The organism is Microbacterium sp. AG1240, from assembly GCF_003635115.1.
GTDB lineage: Bacteria > Actinomycetota > Actinomycetes > Actinomycetales > Microbacteriaceae > Microbacterium.
The window spans coordinates 674,379-691,514 of sequence record NZ_RBXJ01000001.1 but is presented as its reverse complement, the minus strand read 5'-3'; the positions used below and the strand labels follow the sequence as shown (position 1 = coordinate 691,514).

Sequence of the window (17,136 nt, the reverse complement as noted above, 5' to 3'; positions counted from 1 at the left end):
GGTGGCGGAGGAGTCGCCCGTCCAGATGAGCCTCAAGCGCCGTGTCCACGATGTCCTCCAGGACCGCGCTGTCAGCGCCCTCTCGTGCCCACTGGCTGAGACTTTGATAGCCCAGGTGCGCGCGCTGACGCGTTCGTGGTCCGCCGCTGGTGACGGTCGCAAGGCACGCAGCGCGCGCTCGGTGAGTCGGCGTGCACCATCGCTTCGCGCATGACCTACCCAGACGGCGCGACCTGCCGTTCCGTCGGTGACCTCGCGGACTTCATAGACGCAGTGGTCGGTGGCGCCGCGGTGAGCGGTCGGGTCGGGTCCGCGGCCAGTCTCAAGGACGACGCGAACGGCGGCGTCGGCGACTCCGCCCGACGACGCCTGCGTGGCACCGCGGCACAGACGTTCCTCGCACTCCTCGGTGTCGCCGCTACCAACTCTCGCCGCATCCACGCGTGGATGGCCGAGCACTACGACGAGACGGAACCGGCGCCCGCCGCGACCGAGCGCCGCAAGCGCACACCGCGACTCGCCCCGGCCGCGCCCCGCCGCCGCAGCCGCAAGGGCGTCCCCGCCAGCCGAACAGCCCGCTATCAAACCAGCGGCGCACCTCCCGGCGTTCCCGCGCTCGTCTGAACTGAACACTTCGCCAGCCGCCCCTGACAAGGGCGGTATCGGCGTGCCCGGAAACGCGGAACAGGCGTGCCGGCAGCACCGTCGCGTGTCTCGAAGACTCGCTCGATGCCCCGAACAACAAGAAAGCCGCCCGAATCGGGCGGCTTTCTTGTTTGGTGTGTTCTCTAGGTCAGATACGCGAACATTTCTGGTCCAGATTCACGTACACCCCTCGGTGGCGAGTGAGGGATTCGAACCCCCGAATGCAATGCAGTCTGATTTACAGTCAGATCCCTTTGGCCGCTTGGGTAACTCGCCAGGTGCGCACCCGCCCGGCTTTCTCAGTCGACCGGAGGCGCGAGAAACCATATTACTCTGCCGCGCGACCTGCTCCGAACCACGTCGGACGCGTCAGGAGGCGTCGGCGCCGGCGGGCTCGAGAACGCGGTCCACGAAGGCCTCGGTGCGGCGGCGAGTGCCGTCGATGCGGCGGTCGACGCTCGCGCGCACCTCGCTCGGCGCGAGCGGCATCGCCAGCCGCACGTTCTCGTGGCACGAGAGGTCGGCGCAGATGTAGGTGCCGATGCTGTCGCCGGCGGCGCCGGCGCGCCCGGCCTTGCGCGCGCTGAACAGAGACACCTGATCGGCCGGCTGCATCGTGTGGCACAGGTTGCACATCGCCGATCTCGCGCGCGACGAACCCTCCGCACCCCGCAGCACGACGCCGACCGGCTCGCCCTCGTGCTCCATCACGATGTAGCCGCGCCCGCGGTTGTGCGGATCGCGCCACGCGAGGAAGTCGAGGTGATCCCAGTCCAGCAGCAGGAAGTCGATGGGCATCGCGGCGACCCGACGCTCGTCGGTCGTCGCGTTCACGAACGAATCGCGTACTTCTTCTTCGGTCAGGGCTCGCACGGCCTCAAGTCTACGAATCCCCTCCGCCGCCCGGGCCGCGTGCGGCGCCCCGATCCGCCCCCTCCCTCCCTCCCTCCCTCCCTCCCGTCCCTCGATACGCCTTCCTCCCCTTCCGTCCCTCCCCTTCCGTCCCTTGATACGCCTTCCTCCCTTTCCGTCCCTCCTCCTCCGTCCCTCCCCTTCCGGCCCCTCCTCTTCCGTCCCTTGATACGCCTTCCTCCCTTTCCGTCCCTCCTCCTCCGCCCCCTCCCCTTCCGTCCCTTGATCCGTCCCATCCGCCTCTCCTTCCGCCGAACTCAGGCTCGTTGCCACTCGCACCGCCGGGCCACCCCGGAAACACGCGGAACGCGACGCGCAGCCCCCTCCTCTTCCTGAGTTGTGGCGGTAGAGCAAAACTCGCAGCCCCGGCCACTCCCGGCGCTCGGCCCCGCGCCTGGGCCGACGCGTCAGCCTCGTTCCCCTTCTTGCGTCTGCACGAACTCAGGCTCGTTGTCGCCGACGCACTCTCCGGGCGCCGATTTCACGGGGATCAGCATGAACGGTGGACACAACCATCCTGAGTACGGGCGGAGCGGTGCCGACAGGTGCCGGGGGCTGGCGCCGGCCGCGGCGGGCCCCCGGCTGCATCCGGTCCCCGGCCGCTCCCGGCGTTCGGCCCCGCGCCGCGGTCCGGCGCGTCCGCCTCGGCCGGCGCGCTTCGGCTCCCCGACTGCACGAACTCAGGCTCGTTGCCACCGGCGCGCTACCCGAACGGCGCTTTTGCGGGGATCCGTCGCAGTCGGGAACACGATCATCCTGAGTACGGGCAATGCGCGGGGCGCGACGCGGGGCGCTGCGCGGGCGCAGCCGGACCGACCGGCGCGGGGCAGCGAGCGCCGGGCAGCGCACCGGCGCCGCGCGGGCGGGCATCGCCGGGCGACACATCCCGCAGCGGGCACGCCGTAGGGTGGGCGGGTGGTCGACGACGCGGATGCCGGGGGCTGGTCCGCCGTAGCCGCTGGCTGGTCGGAGCTGTGGGCCGACGCCGCCCGACCGGCGCACGACGCCATCATCGCCGCGGCGGGCATCGGCCCTGGCGCACGCGTGCTCGACGTGGGCTGCGGCAGCGGCGAATTCCTCCTCACCGCGCGCGACGCGGGGGCGCAGGTCACGGGCGTCGACCCCGCCGGCGGCATGCGCGAACTCGCGCGCAACCGAGGGCTCGACGTGCGCGACGCGGATGCTGCGCACCTCCCGTTCACCGACGGAACCTTCGACGTGGTCGCGGCGGTGAACGCCCTCCACTTCGCCGACGACACGACCGCGGCCCTCCGGGAGTTCGCGCGCGTGCTGGCGCCCGGAGGACGCATCGCCGTCGCCAACTGGGCCGAGGGCGCGCTCAACGACGTCGACGTGATCGAACGCGCGGTGGCCGCCGCCGACGAATCCGATCCCCTGCCCGACGGCCCCCTCCGCCCCGCGGGAGGACTCGAGGCCGCGTTCGCCGCGGCCGGGGTGCACCCGCTCGAGGCGGGCGTGGTCGAGGCGCCGTGGACCGCGCCCGACGACGAGACCCTCGTCCGCGGCATCCTGCTCGGCGAGGACGCCGCGGCCCTCGACTTCTTCCGCGCGGCGATCGTCGAGGCGGCAGCTCCGTTCCGCACCGCCGACGGCTACGTGCTGCGCAACGCCTTCCGCTGGGCGGTCGGCGAGGTCTGACCGCGAGCGGGGCGCCCCGCCGCATCCACCGCTCTCGAAGAGCCACGGCTAAACTCGCCCCATGGCTGATTCCTCTTTCGACATCGTCAGTAAGGTCGACCACCAGGAGGCGGAGAACGCCCTCAACCAGGCCCGCAAAGAGGTCGAGCAGCGCTACGACTTCAAGGGCACCGGCGCCTCCATCGAGTGGAGCGGCGAAGCGGTGCTCATCAAGGCCGGCACCGAGGAGCGCGCGAACGCGGTGCTCGACGTCTTCCAGTCCAAGCTCATCAAGCGCGGCATCTCGCTGAAGAGCCTCGAGAGCGGCGAGCCGACGCCGAGCGGCAAGGAGTACCGCATCACGTCGACGCTGAAGGACGGCATCTCGTCGGAGAACGCGAAGAAGATCGGCAAGATCATCCGCGACGAGGGACCCAAGGGCGTCAAGTCGCAGATCCAGGGCGACGAGCTGCGCGTGCAGTCCAAGAGCCGCGACGATCTGCAGGAGGTCATCCGCGTTCTGAAGGCCGCCGATCTCGACCTCGATCTGCAGTTCATCAACTACCGCTAAGACAGCCCTCCGCGGCTACACCCGGTCGTCCGCGAGTCGGGCGCGTCGCTCTTCCTCTCGTTTGGAGTACGCGGCCGCGCGGATCGCGTCGTCCGACTCCAGTCCGGTGCCCAGCGCACCGCCCAGGGTCGCGGCCGACGCGACGAACCAAGTGAGCACGAACAGATCGCCGTAGCCGGCCGCCGTACCCAGCGAATCGCCGAGCACGGCGGGGTCGAGAACGAACATCGCCCAGCCCAGGTTGACGATGTACAGGGCGACATAGCAGAGGGCGACGCCGACCGTCAGAGTCAGCAGTGTCGAGGTGTTGTAGAGACGCGATCTCTCCCGGGCGGCGCGCGAGCCGTCGTCGGGGCGGTCCCACAGTTCGCCGTCGATCACGATCCAGGCAATGACGATCGCGATGGAGGCGACCGTCGCCGCCGCCAGTCGCCATCCAGAGAGGGATGCGGCGAGCAGCCAGATCGTCGGCTCGATGGTGGCGATCGCCCCGGTCGCCAGAGCAGCCACGAGCGCGGACTTCAGACCCGCCGCGAGCAGCCATGGACGGTTCGCGAGCACCATGCCCCGCAGCACCCGCCCGCGGCCGCTACGACCGCGCAGGGGTACCCGTTGTTCGTCGGGACGGTCGGCTCCGGCCATCCCGCCCACGAGTGCCCGCACGGCCCGACGAGCGCGAGCGCGAACGCGGAACCCTCCGAGAGCGGGGAGCGACAGAACGGCCGCGTGTCTCTGCGGATCGATCGCCGCCAGCAGGTACCGGCCGTCGTCGCCGCGCAGCGGAAGCTCCGTCACCCCGATGACGAGGTCCCAGCCGTGCGTCTGCGCCCGGGCGCGCAGTCGCGCCAGCGCGATGTCGACGTCCTCGGAGCCGAGGGTGAAGGGTTCGCTCACGAATTCGACATCCCAGCCGTCTGCGGCCGCGCCGTCCGACGGGGTCAGGTTCGTCATCGGGCCCGCGATGTCGGTGGGCGACGCCGGATCGGCCACCAGACCCACGCGTATCGACCCCATATGCGCAACGTACACCCGGCATCGCGCCGACGTGAGGGCCCGTTCCTCCGCTGAGCAGGCGCCTACGCGTCCCCGCCACCCCAGCGTCCGAGCGCCTCGATCGCCTCCCGCAGGGCGAGCCCGCGATCGGTCAGCGCGTAGGCCCGCGTGTTGTGACGCAGGGGCAGGCGGGTCAGCACGCCGGCGACCTCCAGCTCGCGCAGGCGCGTCGCGAGCATGTTGGTCGGCACGCCGAGGTCTCGGTGCAGGTCGCCGTAGCGCTGAGGCCCGTCGAGCAGACGTTCCACGATGAGTAGCGCCCAGCGCGCTCCGACGGTGTCGAGAGCGGCGGCGAGGTCGCTCACGCGGTCGAATCGGCGTCGGGCTTCATCCAGAACGGCGAGTAGTGGTACCCGTCGGGATCGTCGAACTGGCGCTGGTACATGAAGGGGTAGTCGTCGGTATCGCCGATCCGACCCCCGGCAGCGGCGGCACGGTCGACGAGCTCGTCGACCGCCTCGCGGCTCGGGAGGTCGAACGAGACCGTGATCTTCGACGGCGTGTCGGGTCCGCCGATCAGATCGTCGGTGCCGCCGACGCTCGCGTACATCTCGCGGCTGCCGAGCATGACGTACTGCCCGGGCGCGATCGCGAAGCACGACACGTTGTGGTCCGACATCTCGGCGTTGAGGGTCCACCCGAGGGCGGTGTAGAAGGCGGTCGCGCGGTCGACGCTCTCGACCGGGCAGGTGAGGAAGAGGCTCATGCGGCCACACTTGCAAAACGCAAGTGCACCGTCAAGAGCCCTACGCGGTCTCCCGGTCGTCGCATTCGTAGGCGGAGGCCTTGCGCTCGAGGAACGAGCAGAGCTCGGAGACGGTGGCGAGCTCGCGGGAGAGCCACATCACGGTCTTCGCGTCGAGCCGCAGCGGGTCGTCGCGCGCGTCGAACACGGTCACCCAGCGGTTCGAGCCGACGAACTCCGGCTCGATGGTGGTGACGGTGGAGGCGTTCACCATACGGATCTCGACGAGACCGGTGTCAGCGCCGTCCTCACCGTCCTGAATGAGCACGACGACGTCGCTGACGAACGGCGCGTGGAGGATGGTGAACTCGTCGATCCACCCTTGAAGGGTGGGGAGCGTGTGGTACGTGATCGGTACTCCTGGGGGGCACTCGGGATTGTTGACCGCCGCCCAACAAGTGAGACAACAGCCCGACAATTATTGCAGTCCGTTCCGACAAAAAACCCGTGAGTCTGCCGATCACGCCCCATCGCGTGAACCGCGGAACGACCCGGGGGTGTCGCCGAAGCGCTCGCGGAAAGCCCGGTGGAAGCCGGATGCGTCGCGCCACCCGCACGCGGAGGCGATCCGAGCCACCGACGCCCTCTCCCACGCGGGTGAACCCAGCCGATCGCGCGCGAGTTCGAGCCGCGCGCGCAGCATCCACCGGGTGACCGTGTCGCCCTCCCCCGCGAACACGTCCTGCACCGTGCGCGCCGAGACGCCGTGGATCGCCGCGATCTCGTTCACCCCGAAGTCGGGCTCTGCCAGATGGGCCGACGCCGTCGTGGTGAAGTCGGCGTAGCGCTCGGCCGCCGAGGCGGCGTCGCCGCCGTCCCACAGTCGGCGCACCATCGCCGAGACCGCCGCGGCCATCGCCCCGGCCACCTCGATGCGGCCGGCGTCGAACTCCGCCGTCATCAGCCGCACCTGCAGGGCGATCTGGCGCCCGAGGGCGGTGCGGCGCAGTCGGGCGTCGAGGGCGATCGCGTCGGCGGCGTCGAGTCGGCTCCCGCCCACCTCCCTCGGTAGTCGCAGCGAGTAGAGGCGGAAGCGGCGGGCGTCATCGAACCGGAGGCGGAACGGCTCGGCGTTGTCGAGCAGCACCGGCAGGGCCGCGGCGACCGGCACGGTTCTGCCGGCGACGTGGACGACCGATGCCGAGGTGTCGCTGATGTTCAGGAAGAGCGCGTCATCGGGCTTGGCCGCGATGTCGCGCCTGTCTCGGCGGGCCTCGTGACCGGGCGCCCGCATGCGCGAGAGCACGATGTCGCCCCACCCGAACGCGAGCACGTCGGCGTCGAAGCCCGGCGAGGCGGTGCGCTGGGGTCGGATCCCGAGGTAGACGTCGCACAACGCATCGCAGAACTGCCCGAACTGATCCCGCGGAGGGGCATCGCGGGTCGAGGCTTCGAGCACCGGGGTCACGCCTGCGCTCGCGTACATGATCCTGCGCCCTCCACCAGTGCGAACCGCGTCGTCGTCGCCGTACCCTGCTGGCGGGCCCGAAGACGGGCCAACCCTTACCCGAAGGAGACGACGATGTCTGAGAAGCCGACTCTACTGCTGGTGCACGGCGCGTGGCACGGCGCGTGGGCGTGGAACCCGGTCGCGAGCATCCTCGAGAACCGCGGCTGGGCGGTGGAGCGCATCGACCTGCCCACCGTCCACGCCGCCGACCCTGTCGGTCTGCACCTCGCCGACGACGCCGACGCGATCACCGCGGCGATCGCCGCGATCGACGGCCCGGTCGTCGTCGTCGCGCACTCGTACGGCGGCGTCCCCACGACCCAGGCCGCCACCGCCGACAACGTGCAGCACATCGTCTACGTCGCGGCGTTCGCGCTCGACGAGGGCGAGTCGCTGCTCGGCGCGGTCGGTGGCGTCGCGCCGTCGTGGTGGGTCGTCGACGGCCCGCTCGCGACGGCGGGCACCGACGACGAACCACCGGCGTCGATCTTCTTCGCGGATGTCGACGCGGATGCGGCGGCCGCGGCATCCGCGAGACTGAAGCCGCAGAGCGTGCTCGCCTTCCAGGAGCCGCTCACGGAGGTCGCGTGGCGCACGAAGCCGTCGACCTACATCGTCACCGAGCAGGACGCCATCTTCCCCGTTCCCGCTCAGGAGGGCCTCGCCGCCCGCGCCGGGTCGACCGTGCGACGTCTCGACACGAGCCACTCCCCGTTCCTGTCGCAGCCCGAGGCGGTCGCCGACATCATCGAGGAGGCGGCACGAAGCTGACGGGTTTCGAAGAACCAGTGTTTCGTCGGTAGTCGGGCTGCTGTTGCCGAGGGAGCAAAAGCGAGAGTCTGAAGCGGTCACCGCCGGGCCGAGGTGCCCGCTCCGGCGGTGACTCCCACCACCCTCCGCGGTGCCGCACTACTTCCAGGCGGTGACGCCGTCGGGATCGGGCGGCAGCAGTGCGGCGACCGGAACGCCGAGCACGCCGGCCAGCGCGACGAGGGTGCGAAGACGCGGGTTCGCGGGCGTGCCGGGGTTCGACTCGCCCTTCTCGAGCTTGCGATACGAGAACGCGGCGATGCCGGCGGCGTAGGCGACCTGCTCCTGAGACAGTCCTCGAGTGGCCCGCGCACGCGCGAGCGCGACGCCCAACGCCGCCGTGTACTGCTCCCAGGCCTGGTTCGGGTCGTCATGCATGCTTCGAGACTGACGCACATTACATGCGTGCATGCACAGGTTTACATGCTGAGAGAACAGTGATCCAACGAACGGATGCTGCGCGCTCAGGCCGCGAGCAGCGTTCCGAGGGTGGCCATCGCGACCCACAGACCGTTGTAGACGACGTGCACGAGCACCGCAGGCCAGAGCCGGCCCGTCAGGAGGACGAGCAGGCTCGCGACGAGGCCGACGAGGCTGAGCGAGACGACCGCGTCCCACGCCAGGGGGGCGAGCAGGGCGTGCGCGGCGACGAACAACCCGGTCGACACGATCGCCGCGGCGAACATCGCGACCTCGCGTCCGGCGAGCCGTCGCACCGCCGTGTAGACCGCGACGAGAACGAGCCCTCGAAAGAAGAACTCCTCCACGACGGGCGAGATCACCGCGTCGCCGAGCAGGTCGTCGAAGAACCACGACGACGGGAGCGAGCCTCCCAGGCTCGGGTAGCTCGGCCAGCCGCCATCCCCGCCGGCGCGCATCTGCAACCACCCCTGCGCGAGGCGCAGCATCCCTCCCAGCACGAGGCCGTACAGCAGGTCGACCGGACGCAACCGCAGCAGCCCGCGGGGCACCGATCGCACGAACGCCGCCACGACCGCCGCCGCGAACGCGACCCAGAGCACGATCTGGGCGATGAGCGCCGCCGAGGCACCGCCCATCATCGCCGTCACACCGGACGACCCGAGCACGCCGGCGCCGAGGGCGAGCACGGCCCAGCCGACGAGCTCCCACCCCCAGCGGTGGACGGACGTGCCGCCCTCGCGCCAGGTGCGCCGCGGCCTGGTCGAGTCGCCGCCACGGCGACGACGGCGACGCGATCGCTCGTCGGACCGCTCCGACTCGGCGTCGACATCGTCGAGCGGCTCGTCGATGACGATCCCCGTCGCGGGGGTGCCGCTCGACGCTTCACTAGACTCGCTCATCAGCGCCCACGTTACCGCTCAGCCATCCCGACTACCGGTCGTGGGCCCACCTACATTCGCACGCGCCGGGGGGTCGTCATGCTGGATCTGGATCTCAGTTCGTTGTTCCGAGGTGGGGGAAACGCCGAGGCGAGCCCGACCATCGAGATACTCACCGTCTGCACCGGCAACATCTGCCGTTCGCCGCTCGCGGAGCAGATCCTGCGCGCGGCGCTCTCCCCGCTCGACGTTGTGGTCTCCAGCGCCGGCACCCACGCGCTCGTCGACAAGCCCATGACCCGCGAGTCGGCGCAGCTCGCCGCCGCCTTCGGGGTGCCATCGGCCGACTCGAAGGCGCATCGTGCGCGGTGGCTGACCGAGCTGCACCTCACCGGACCGGATCTCGTCCTGGCCATGAGCCGCGAGCACCGCTCTCACGTCGTCGCACTGGCTCCGGCGCGCGTGCGTTCGACCTTCACGGTGCGCGAGTTCGAGCGTCTCGCGAAGGACGTGGGCGACGCCGAGATCCGCGACGCGGCCGAGGCCGCGGGGGCCGACCCCCACGCCCGGGTGCGCGCCGCGCTGGCTGTGCTGCGCGCGCACCGCGACGAGGTCGACGCTCCGGTCGACCCCGCCGACGACGACGTGGTCGACCCGTACCGCCGCTCGTGGGAGGTCTACCAGCAGTCGGCGACCGAGCTCGCCCCGGGGCTCGCCGAGGTCGCCCGCGTGCTGCGCCTCGCGCTCGCCTGAGGCGGCCCGCGGCCGCGCGGCCGCAGCTCAGTAGCGCGGGAGCAAGTCGAACCGCACTTCGGTCACACCCCGGGGATCAAGCGCGAGCGGTGGCATCGTCGGACCGACCGACTCGTCTGGAAACAACGAAACGCCCCGGCCAACGGCGCGGGGCGTTTCGGTGAGAGACGAGCTTTACTTGAATGCGTCCTTGACGTTCTCGCCGGCCTGCTTGACGTTGGCGGCCGTCTGGTCGCCCTTGCCCTCGGCCTCGAGGCGCTCGTTGTCGGACGCCTTGCCGGTCGCTTCCTTCGCCTTACCGGCGATGTCCTGAGCGGCGTTCTTGATCTTGTCGTCGAGTCCCATCTGGGCTCCCTCCGTCTTCGATCCGGGTGTCTCCCGAAAGGTGATTCCACGGTACGTTGCGCCATGTCAGCGCAAGGGATGCTGGCGAAGAACGCGGTTTTGAGGTAAAGCGGGCGCCGACCGAGACGCGGGCTCCCGGTCCGCACGCGGGCATACGCGCACGGATCGCCCGCGCCTGGGCCGGAAGCCCGCGTTCGGCCGCACACGCACGAATGCCCCGGCCGCGAGGTCGGGGCATTCGTGCGACGCTGGCTTACTTGAAGGTGTCCTTGACGTCCTCGCCGGCCTTCTTCGCGTCGGCCTTCACCTGGTCGGCCTTGCCCTCGGCCTCGAGGCGCTCGTTGTTGGTCACCTTGCCGATGGTTTCCTTCGCCTTGCCGGCGATGTCTTCCGCGGCGTTCTTGATCTTGTCGTCGAGTCCCATGTCGGGCTCCTCTCTCCTGGTGATCCCGGTTTCCCGGTTGTGGCCCGGTTCGTCCGGGTGGTGGTTCCCCGTGGTCCGGGGTGGTGCGTCAGGCCAATTCTCGGTGCTCCGTCGCGAGGCGCGCTCGGAGTCCCGTTCGAATCGACACATAGGTGGGTATGTCCTGGCCGGTCAGCACGGCGAGGTTGGAGGCGAGCCGGTCGACCTCCAGGGCGATCGCTCGCGGCGACGTGTTGCGCTGCGGAGTGACCGAGATGTGCAGCACGGTCTCCTTCTTCACCTCGGCGGCGGTGACCTTCGCGCTGACGACGTCGCTGCGGGCGGCGAGCGAGTGGGTCAACGCGTCGGAGGCGAAGGAATCCTTCACCACGACACGGCCGAGGTTGTTCTCGTCCATGGACGACTGCAGCACCGACCGACTGCGTCCTCCGCCGAGGCGGAAGAGCACGACGATCAGCAGCGCGATCACGATCACGACGGCCGCGAGTGCTCCGACCGTGACCCACGAGACGTCGCTCGCGCCGACGGGGCTGGCCTGCGCGGCGTCCACGAGCCCCGACTCGAGCTGCTCGGCGGTGCTGCGCCAGACGTCGCCCACGAGGGGCGTCGAGGCAGCGGCGACCATCGCGGCGCCGACGGCGAGGAAGACGAGTCCGATCAGGAAGAGAAGGATGCGGTTGAGCGCACGATTCGTCTGGTTCATCGGCTGAACTCCTGCTCCTCGGGTGCGGCGATCTTCACGACGGTCTTCACCGGCGGCGTCAGGCGGTACCCCGCCATCTCCTCGTCGGCGATGACCCGCACGCGGGACGCGTCGATCGGCAGGCCGGCATCGGGGGTGATGACGACATCGACGACGCGATGGGCGACGCCCACCGTGATGTGGTCGCGCGGGATCCCCGCTTCATCGCTGATCCGCTGGGCGAGAGAGGCCGCGAGCACGCCGTTGTCGACGATGACGGCGCGGTCTCCGATGTCCATGCGGTGCTTCGAGAGCCGCCCCGGGGTGAGGGAGAGCACGAGGAACACCAGTCCGACGACCGCGACGATCAGTCCGATGCCGATCACGGTGCCCGACGGTTGGAGGCCGGGCACATCGGCCAGCTGCGCGAGCGCATCGGCCGGCGCGATCAGCAGCGCGGGCTGCGACAGGAGGTCGAGCACGATCTCGAGGCCGACGTAGATCAGCGCGAGGATCACGAGCACCACGGCGACGGCCATGGCGACCGTACGCGGCGAGTGCGTCTCGCGTCGGGCGACGCGAGCGAGGACGCCATCGCTCATCGGACTCTCCTTCTGGTGGGGATGACCGCCCCGGTGACGGTGACGTCGACGCGGGTGACGGCGCGACCGGTGAGGTCGGCGACGTTGCGGCGGAGGTTCTGCTGGATGCTGCGGATGCGCTCCATCACGGTGGCACCCGCGTGCACGGATTCGGTGTCGTCGAGATCGGGGATCGGGAGCGGAGCGGACACCCGCAGCGCGAGGCCGCCCCCGGCCGATCCGATCTCGACCGACACCTGGTCGCGGCCGACCCCGAACGCCAGCGCACTGGCCTGCTCGGTGACGGCGCGCAGCGCCCGGTCGGCAACGGTGATGCGGCCGGGCAGCGCCGTCGAGGCGGCGGCCGAAGCATCCGTCTCGCTCTGTCCCGCGGCGGCGGATCCGCTGCCGCCGCGGGACACCGTTGCGGTGCTCATGACGTCCGTCGTCCGGAGAAGGCGTTCGCCAACCCGCGTACGTCGAGCTTGCCCGAGGCGACGCGTCCGAGGAGTGCGCCGATGCCCATGAACAGGGCGACGAGCAGGAATCCCCAGAACCCGAACACGAGGGCGGCGAAGGCGAGCACGGCGCCGATCAGGGCGCCGGAGATCGTGGCGCTCATGCGACGCGCGACTCGTTCTGGTCGTCGTCGTTGTTGTCGTCACCGGGGAGGTGCACGTCGTTGACGTCGACGTTCACTTCGACGACCTCGAGACCGGCGAGGCGCGTGATGGCGGACGAGACGGCGGTGCGCACGTTCGCGGCGACCTGGTGGATCGGCTGCGGGTACTCCACCACGATGGTGAGGTCTGCGGCGGCCTGGGTCTCGCCGACCTCGACCTTGACGCCCTGCGTCAGGTCGGTCTGGTTGATGGCGTCGCGGATGGCGCCGAAGGCGCGGGCTCCGCCGCCGCCGAGGGCGAACACTCCGGGCACCTCGCGCGCGGCGATGCCGGCGATCTTCGCGACGACGCTCTCGGCGATGTGGGTGGTGCCGCCCGATTCGCTCGTGGCCTCGCCCGGGGTGGTGCCGACGCGGTCGACGCGGCTCACCGTGGCGGGGGTGGCGGAGGGGGTGGTCTTCTCTTCAGTAGCCATGCGATTTTCTCCTAGCTGTTTCGAGTATTGGACGCAACCACTGCCAGCCGACTGCGCTGCGCGTTAGCGTCGCTCATGAATAGGAGGCAGGGCGGGCCTCATTCGTCACAAAAAAGTTCGGCGGATTTTTCATGGCACCACGTTCGGGGGGTTCGGCCTCGTCGCTGAGCGGGTTGTCCGACCGCATCCTCGTCGAACGCGCCGGCGACGGCGACGAGCTGGCGTTCGGCGAGATCGTGCGCCGGCACAGCGGGATCATGCGCGCCTACACCTCTCGCATCGTGGGCTCGCTGTCGGAGGCCGACGACGTCGTGCAGGAGGCGTTCTCGATCGCCTGGAAGCAGCTGCCCACGCTCCGCGACGGCTCGGCCGTCAAGGCGTGGCTGATGAAGATCGCCAGCCGGGAGGCGTTCGCGCTGATCCGCCGGAGGGGGACGGATGCTGCGCTCGACGACGGGATCGACGTGCCCACCCGGGAGTCGATCAACCCCGAGGCCATCGCGGTGCACAACGCTAGACTCGCGGCACTCTCGAAAGCGCTCGCGACTCTCCCGGAGGCCCAACGCACCTCCTGGCTGCTCCGAGAGGTCGGGGGTTTCAGCTACGACGAGATCGCTGAACAGACGTCTCTTCCTGTGAGCACCGTTCGAGGAAACCTGTCCCGTGCGCGGGCGAGCATCATGATCCAGATGGAGGGATGGCGATGAACGAAGCCCACCCCGTCGCACTGGAATGCGGCAAGACCGTCGATGAGTTGAGCGACTATCTCGCCGCTGACCGGCTGCCCTACGACCCCGAGATCGAGAACTGCCCGGAGTGCCTGAACGCGCTCGACGCGCTGGAGCGTGTCGGCATGCTCTCGCGCAGCCTTCTCGAGCGCGAGGCGCGGGAGCTGCCCCCTCCCCCGGCGAACTGGTTCGACCGGATCATGGATGTCGTGCGCTCGGAGATGCGCGTCGGTCGCAGCCTTCCCGTGCAGCACCCCGACCCCCGGGTGCGGATCACGATCACCGAGGGCGCGGTGCGCGCGCTGGTGCGATCGGTCGGAGACGAGATCGAGGGCCTCTACGTCGGACGGGTGGACCTCGACGGCGACGCCGAGGTGCCGGGTGCGCCCGTCGAGGTGAACATCACCGGAACGATCGGGTGGGATCGGTCGGTGCTCGACGCGACCTCGCTGCTGCGCACCGCCGTCTACGACGCACTCGCGCAGCACACCGACCTGAACGTCGTCGCGGTGAACGTGACGATCGAAGACGTGCACGGCTTCGCGAACACGGAGGACGGGTCATGAGCGCGCTAGAGAGCAGCCGGATCACCGAGGTCATCCTCGGCGTCGAGGGCGTGGTCGACGCCTTCCCGCCGCCCTCGATCCCCCGGCTGATCGCCGCGGCGACGGGAGACGTGGAACGGGCCATCGTTCCCACGAACGACGGGCTCCTCGTCGATGCCCGCATCGCGACGAAGCGCGACGGCCGCAGCGCCGACAGCGCGCGCGCGGTGGCCGACGCGCTCCTCGCCGCGCACCCCGCGCCCGACGGGGAGATCCGCATCCAGATCGCGCGCATCCGCTGAGCCCCCGGTGCGTGACGGACGAAGCTCCCCGTCACGGGATGGAAACACCCGGTGTGGCAGGATGATCCCGTACTGAACCCCGGAAAGGTGCCATGGAGCTCAGCGACTACATTCGCATCCTGCGTAAGAACTGGCTCGTGATCGTGGTCACCACCCTGGTGGGCGTCGCGGTTGCTGCCGGCTTCTCCCTTACGCGGACGCCCCAGTTCGAGGCGACGAGCGGCGTGTTCGTCTCGACCGAGGGCGGATCGACGATCACCGAGCTGCAGCAGGGCTCCAACTTCACCCAGGCGCGCATCGCGACCTACGTCGAGCTGGTGGAAGAGCCGTTCGTGCTCAACCCCGTCATCACCGACCTCGGCCTGAACATGAACGCCGACGCGCTCGCGGGCCGCGTCACAGCATCCGCCCAACTCGACTCGACGATCGTGCAGATCACGGTGACCGACGCCGACCCCGCCAAGGCGGCGCTGATCGCGAACGCCCTCGGGGCGAGCCTGGCGAACGCGGTCGAGACGCTCGAGACCCGCGACGGACAGGAGGTGAGCCCGGTCAAGCTCACCCGCGTGCGCGACGCGCAGGCCCCCCGCGTCCCGGTCAGCCCGAACGTGCCGCTGAACCTCGCGCTGGGCGGTCTCGTCGGCCTCGCGCTCGGGGTCGGCATCGCGGTGCTGCGCGCCGTGCTCGACAACAAGGTCCGCAACACCCGCGACATCGAGAACCTCACCGACCGGCCGCTCATCGGCGCGATCCCCTTCGACCCGAAGGCGAAGGAGCGGCCCCTCATCCTCGAGGCCGACCCGCACAACCAGCGGTCGGAGGCCTTCCGCGCGCTGCGCACCAACCTGCAGTTCCTCGAGATGGACGGCGGCAACATCTTCGTCGTCACCTCCAGCCTCCCGAGCGAGGGCAAGTCGACCACCACGATCAACCTCGCCGTCGCCCTCGCCGACGCCGGCAAGCGCGTGGCGCTCCTCGACACCGACCTGCGCAAGCCGAAGGTGGCCGAGTACCTCAACATCGAGGGCGGCGCGGGCCTGACCGACGTGCTGATCGGCCGCGCGCGCGTCGCCGACGTGATGCTCCCCTGGGGCAAGCGTCCGCTCTACGTGCTGCCGGCCGGCAAGGTGCCGCCGAACCCGAGCGAGCTGCTCGGGTCCAAGCAGATGGGGCAGCTGCTCGAGGCGCTCGGCAACGAGTTCGACGTCGTCCTGTGCGACGCGCCGCCGCTGCTTCCGGTGACGGATGCTGCGGTCCTGTCGAAGTTCACGGCCGGGGCCCTCCTCATCGTCGCGGCGGGCAAGACCACGACCCACCAGCTCAGCGGTGCGCTCGACGCGCTCGAAACGGTCGGATCGAAGGTCGGCGGCGTCGTGCTGACGATGCTGCCCACGCGCGGACCCGACTCCTACGGCTATGGCTACGGGTACGGATACGGCGGATACGGCACGTACGGCGCCCCCGCCGAGAAGCCCACCCGTCGCGGCCGGAAGACCTCCGCGTCAGACTCGTCCGACGACCAGCTGCTGCCCTGACGCGGGGCACGATGGCCCGCAGAAGATGGCTCGACCCCGTCCCCGCTCGATGGCTCGCGGGGACGCTCGTCGCCCTGCTCATCGTGGCGACGATCGTTCTGGTGGTCCTCGCGCTGCAGAGCGTGCAGCCCACGACGGCCACCGACGCGACGCCGGTCGATCAGTCCTCCTCCGTCGAGGTCGACCCCACCACCTCGGCGAGCCCGACCGCGGCCGCCCCCTCGCCGTCGCCGTCCGCGACCGCCGCCGAGGCGCGGTTCTTCTCCATCGGTTCGGAAGGGTGGTGGCGCGCCACCGCCGGTGACTGCGGCACGACCGCCCCGCTCGTGGAGCACTCCGCCGACGGGGGCCGCACGTGGCAGGACGTCACCCCCGCCTACCGCGGGATCGGTCAGGTCGCCTCGCTCGACGCCTTCGCGGGTTCGGAGGCCGAGATGGTCGCCGCCATGGGCGCCACCTGCGAGGTGCAGGCCCTCCGCACCTTCACCCAGGGTGAGTTCTGGCAGCCCTACCCCGAGGTGCTCACCGCCTCGCGCTACCTCGACCTCTCCGATCCGTCCGTCGTCGTGCTGCCGGGCGACGATGTCGCCGCGCCGTGCGCCGAGCCGCGGTCGTTCCGCGCTGCCGGCACCGTGGTCGCGGTGGAGTGCGACGGCACCGTGTCGGTTCTCGGCTCCGACCGCGCGTGGCAGCCGCTCGGAGCGACGGATGCGGTCGCCCTCTCGATCGACGGCGGCACCGTGGTGACCGCCTCCCCCGCCGCCGACTGCGCCGGCGTCGCCGTGACCCGGTGGTCGGGCGCCGGCTTCGGCACGGCGACCCCGCTGGGCTGCGCCGCCGGGGTCGACCCCGCCGGTCCGCTCGCCGTCGCCGTATCCGACGGACGCGCTCTCGTCTGGTCGGGCGACGCGGTCGCCGCCGCCGAGTAGCACCCCGCGACGCGCCACCGCTCTCGTCCGCGCAGACCGGCTCGTCCATAGGGACCGCCGATAGAGTCTCGGCGCAGAGATGGGTGACG

General features: G+C 70.4%; 25 protein-coding genes and 1 tRNA gene. 10 read left to right on the top strand and 16 right to left on the bottom strand.

The window, feature by feature from the left end:
• Nucleotides 1-210: 210 nt before the first annotated feature.
• Entirely contained in the window at nt 211-624 is a 414-nt protein-coding gene (locus tag DEU34_RS03215) for a hypothetical protein (protein ID WP_121148786.1), read from the top strand.
• A gap of 215 nt (nt 625-839) precedes the next feature.
• Here the strand turns inward: DEU34_RS03215 and DEU34_RS03210 are convergent.
• Nucleotides 840-921, bottom strand: a tRNA-Tyr gene (locus tag DEU34_RS03210).
• 93 nt (nt 922-1,014) lie between these two features.
• On the bottom strand, nt 1,015-1,518 hold the full coding sequence (locus DEU34_RS03205) for an FBP domain-containing protein (RefSeq protein ID WP_121148785.1): 504 nt from the start codon (nt 1,516-1,518) through the stop codon (nt 1,015-1,017).
• Between the two features lie 954 nt (nt 1,519-2,472).
• Between DEU34_RS03205 and DEU34_RS03200 the strand changes: the two genes are divergently transcribed.
• Together DEU34_RS03200 and DEU34_RS03195 are read left to right on the top strand one after the other, a co-directional pair.
• Nucleotides 2,473-3,216: a class I SAM-dependent methyltransferase gene (locus DEU34_RS03200; RefSeq protein WP_121148784.1), complete on the top strand. Its 744-nt coding sequence runs from the start codon at nt 2,473-2,475 to the stop codon at nt 3,214-3,216.
• 61 nt (nt 3,217-3,277) lie between these two features.
• On the top strand, nt 3,278-3,766 hold the full coding sequence (locus DEU34_RS03195) for a YajQ family cyclic di-GMP-binding protein (protein WP_116648598.1): 489 nt from the start codon (nt 3,278-3,280) through the stop codon (nt 3,764-3,766).
• Between the two features lie 15 nt (nt 3,767-3,781).
• On the opposite strand, the gene DEU34_RS03190 is transcribed toward DEU34_RS03195, so the two are convergent.
• The 5 genes from DEU34_RS03190 to DEU34_RS03170 all read right to left on the bottom strand — a co-directional run bounded on the left by DEU34_RS03190 (nt 3,782) and on the right by DEU34_RS03170 (nt 6,990).
• Nucleotides 3,782-4,780: a hypothetical protein gene (locus tag DEU34_RS03190; protein ID WP_183042341.1), complete on the bottom strand. Its 999-nt coding sequence runs from the start codon at nt 4,778-4,780 to the stop codon at nt 3,782-3,784.
• A gap of 62 nt (nt 4,781-4,842) precedes the next feature.
• Nucleotides 4,843-5,124 (bottom strand): helix-turn-helix domain-containing protein, encoded by a 282-nt coding sequence (locus tag DEU34_RS03185; protein WP_121148782.1) that lies wholly within the window; start codon nt 5,122-5,124, stop codon nt 4,843-4,845.
• Nucleotides 5,121-5,525, bottom strand: a complete 405-nt coding sequence (locus tag DEU34_RS03180; protein ID WP_121148781.1) for a VOC family protein — start codon at nt 5,523-5,525, stop codon at nt 5,121-5,123. The genes DEU34_RS03185 and DEU34_RS03180 overlap by 4 nt, the downstream gene beginning before the upstream one ends.
• A gap of 40 nt (nt 5,526-5,565) precedes the next feature.
• Nucleotides 5,566-5,982, bottom strand: coding sequence for a hypothetical protein (locus tag DEU34_RS16085; protein WP_147423999.1), 417 nt, complete (start codon nt 5,980-5,982; stop codon nt 5,566-5,568).
• 42 nt (nt 5,983-6,024) lie between these two features.
• Nucleotides 6,025-6,990: an AraC family transcriptional regulator gene (locus DEU34_RS03170; protein WP_121148779.1), complete on the bottom strand. Its 966-nt coding sequence runs from the start codon at nt 6,988-6,990 to the stop codon at nt 6,025-6,027.
• Between the two features lie 96 nt (nt 6,991-7,086).
• Between DEU34_RS03170 and DEU34_RS03165 the strand changes: the two genes are divergently transcribed.
• Nucleotides 7,087-7,785, top strand: a complete 699-nt coding sequence (locus DEU34_RS03165; protein ID WP_121148778.1) for an alpha/beta fold hydrolase — start codon at nt 7,087-7,089, stop codon at nt 7,783-7,785.
• Between the two features lie 138 nt (nt 7,786-7,923).
• Here DEU34_RS03165 and DEU34_RS03160 read toward each other — a convergent pair whose 3' ends face one another.
• Together DEU34_RS03160 and DEU34_RS03155 are read right to left on the bottom strand one after the other, a co-directional pair.
• Complete coding sequence (locus DEU34_RS03160) at nt 7,924-8,202, bottom strand: helix-turn-helix domain-containing protein (protein ID WP_116648583.1); 279 nt, start codon at nt 8,200-8,202, stop codon at nt 7,924-7,926.
• A gap of 86 nt (nt 8,203-8,288) precedes the next feature.
• The gene (locus DEU34_RS03155; RefSeq protein ID WP_121148777.1) at nt 8,289-9,146 is read right to left on the bottom strand and encodes a CPBP family intramembrane glutamic endopeptidase; all 858 of its coding nucleotides are present in this window, start codon (nt 9,144-9,146) and stop codon (nt 8,289-8,291) included.
• A gap of 78 nt (nt 9,147-9,224) precedes the next feature.
• Here DEU34_RS03155 and DEU34_RS03150 point away from each other — a divergent pair, with 78 nt between their 5' ends.
• A complete protein-coding gene (locus tag DEU34_RS03150; RefSeq protein ID WP_121148776.1) occupies nt 9,225-9,878 on the top strand; it encodes a low molecular weight phosphatase family protein in 654 nt (217 codons plus the stop codon).
• Nucleotides 9,879-10,052: 174 nt separating this feature from the next.
• Here the strand turns inward: DEU34_RS03150 and DEU34_RS03145 are convergent, their stop codons facing one another.
• The 7 genes from DEU34_RS03145 to DEU34_RS03115 form a co-directional block, all read right to left on the bottom strand.
• Entirely contained in the window at nt 10,053-10,223 is a 171-nt protein-coding gene (locus DEU34_RS03145) for a CsbD family protein (RefSeq protein ID WP_121148775.1), read from the bottom strand.
• A gap of 253 nt (nt 10,224-10,476) precedes the next feature.
• Nucleotides 10,477-10,647, bottom strand: a complete 171-nt coding sequence (locus tag DEU34_RS03140) for a CsbD family protein (RefSeq protein ID WP_121148774.1) — start codon at nt 10,645-10,647, stop codon at nt 10,477-10,479.
• 88 nt (nt 10,648-10,735) lie between these two features.
• On the bottom strand, nt 10,736-11,350 hold the full coding sequence (locus tag DEU34_RS03135; RefSeq protein WP_121148773.1) for a hypothetical protein: 615 nt from the start codon (nt 11,348-11,350) through the stop codon (nt 10,736-10,738).
• The gene (locus DEU34_RS03130; protein WP_121148772.1) at nt 11,347-11,931 is read right to left on the bottom strand and encodes a DNA/RNA endonuclease G; all 585 of its coding nucleotides are present in this window, start codon (nt 11,929-11,931) and stop codon (nt 11,347-11,349) included. The genes DEU34_RS03135 and DEU34_RS03130 overlap by 4 nt, the downstream gene beginning before the upstream one ends.
• A complete protein-coding gene (locus DEU34_RS03125) occupies nt 11,928-12,347 on the bottom strand; it encodes an NTP pyrophosphohydrolase (RefSeq protein ID WP_121148771.1) in 420 nt (139 codons plus the stop codon). Before DEU34_RS03125 ends, DEU34_RS03130 begins: the two co-directional genes overlap by 4 nt.
• Complete coding sequence (locus DEU34_RS03120) at nt 12,344-12,532, bottom strand: DUF2273 domain-containing protein (RefSeq protein ID WP_116648574.1); 189 nt, start codon at nt 12,530-12,532, stop codon at nt 12,344-12,346. The genes DEU34_RS03125 and DEU34_RS03120 overlap by 4 nt, the downstream gene beginning before the upstream one ends.
• Nucleotides 12,529-13,008 (bottom strand): Asp23/Gls24 family envelope stress response protein, encoded by a 480-nt coding sequence (locus DEU34_RS03115; protein WP_121148770.1) that lies wholly within the window; start codon nt 13,006-13,008, stop codon nt 12,529-12,531. The genes DEU34_RS03120 and DEU34_RS03115 overlap by 4 nt, the downstream gene beginning before the upstream one ends.
• Nucleotides 13,009-13,139: 131 nt before the next feature.
• Here DEU34_RS03115 and DEU34_RS03110 point away from each other — a divergent pair, with 131 nt between their 5' ends.
• The 5 genes from DEU34_RS03110 (at nt 13,140) to DEU34_RS03090 (ending at nt 17,047) form a co-directional block, all read left to right on the top strand.
• A complete protein-coding gene (locus DEU34_RS03110; RefSeq protein WP_121148769.1) occupies nt 13,140-13,715 on the top strand; it encodes an RNA polymerase sigma factor in 576 nt (191 codons plus the stop codon).
• Complete coding sequence (locus DEU34_RS03105; RefSeq protein WP_259460011.1) at nt 13,712-14,302, top strand: Asp23/Gls24 family envelope stress response protein; 591 nt, start codon at nt 13,712-13,714, stop codon at nt 14,300-14,302. The genes DEU34_RS03110 and DEU34_RS03105 overlap by 4 nt, the downstream gene beginning before the upstream one ends.
• Nucleotides 14,299-14,583: a hypothetical protein gene (locus tag DEU34_RS03100; RefSeq protein WP_121148767.1), complete on the top strand. Its 285-nt coding sequence runs from the start codon at nt 14,299-14,301 to the stop codon at nt 14,581-14,583. The genes DEU34_RS03105 and DEU34_RS03100 overlap by 4 nt, the downstream gene beginning before the upstream one ends.
• Before the next feature lie 92 nt (nt 14,584-14,675).
• On the top strand, nt 14,676-16,118 hold the full coding sequence (locus DEU34_RS03095) for a polysaccharide biosynthesis tyrosine autokinase (RefSeq protein WP_121148766.1): 1,443 nt from the start codon (nt 14,676-14,678) through the stop codon (nt 16,116-16,118).
• 11 nt (nt 16,119-16,129) lie between these two features.
• The gene (locus DEU34_RS03090; protein WP_121148765.1) at nt 16,130-17,047 is read left to right on the top strand and encodes a hypothetical protein; all 918 of its coding nucleotides are present in this window, start codon (nt 16,130-16,132) and stop codon (nt 17,045-17,047) included.
• The last annotated feature ends 89 nt before the right edge of the window (nt 17,048-17,136 follow it).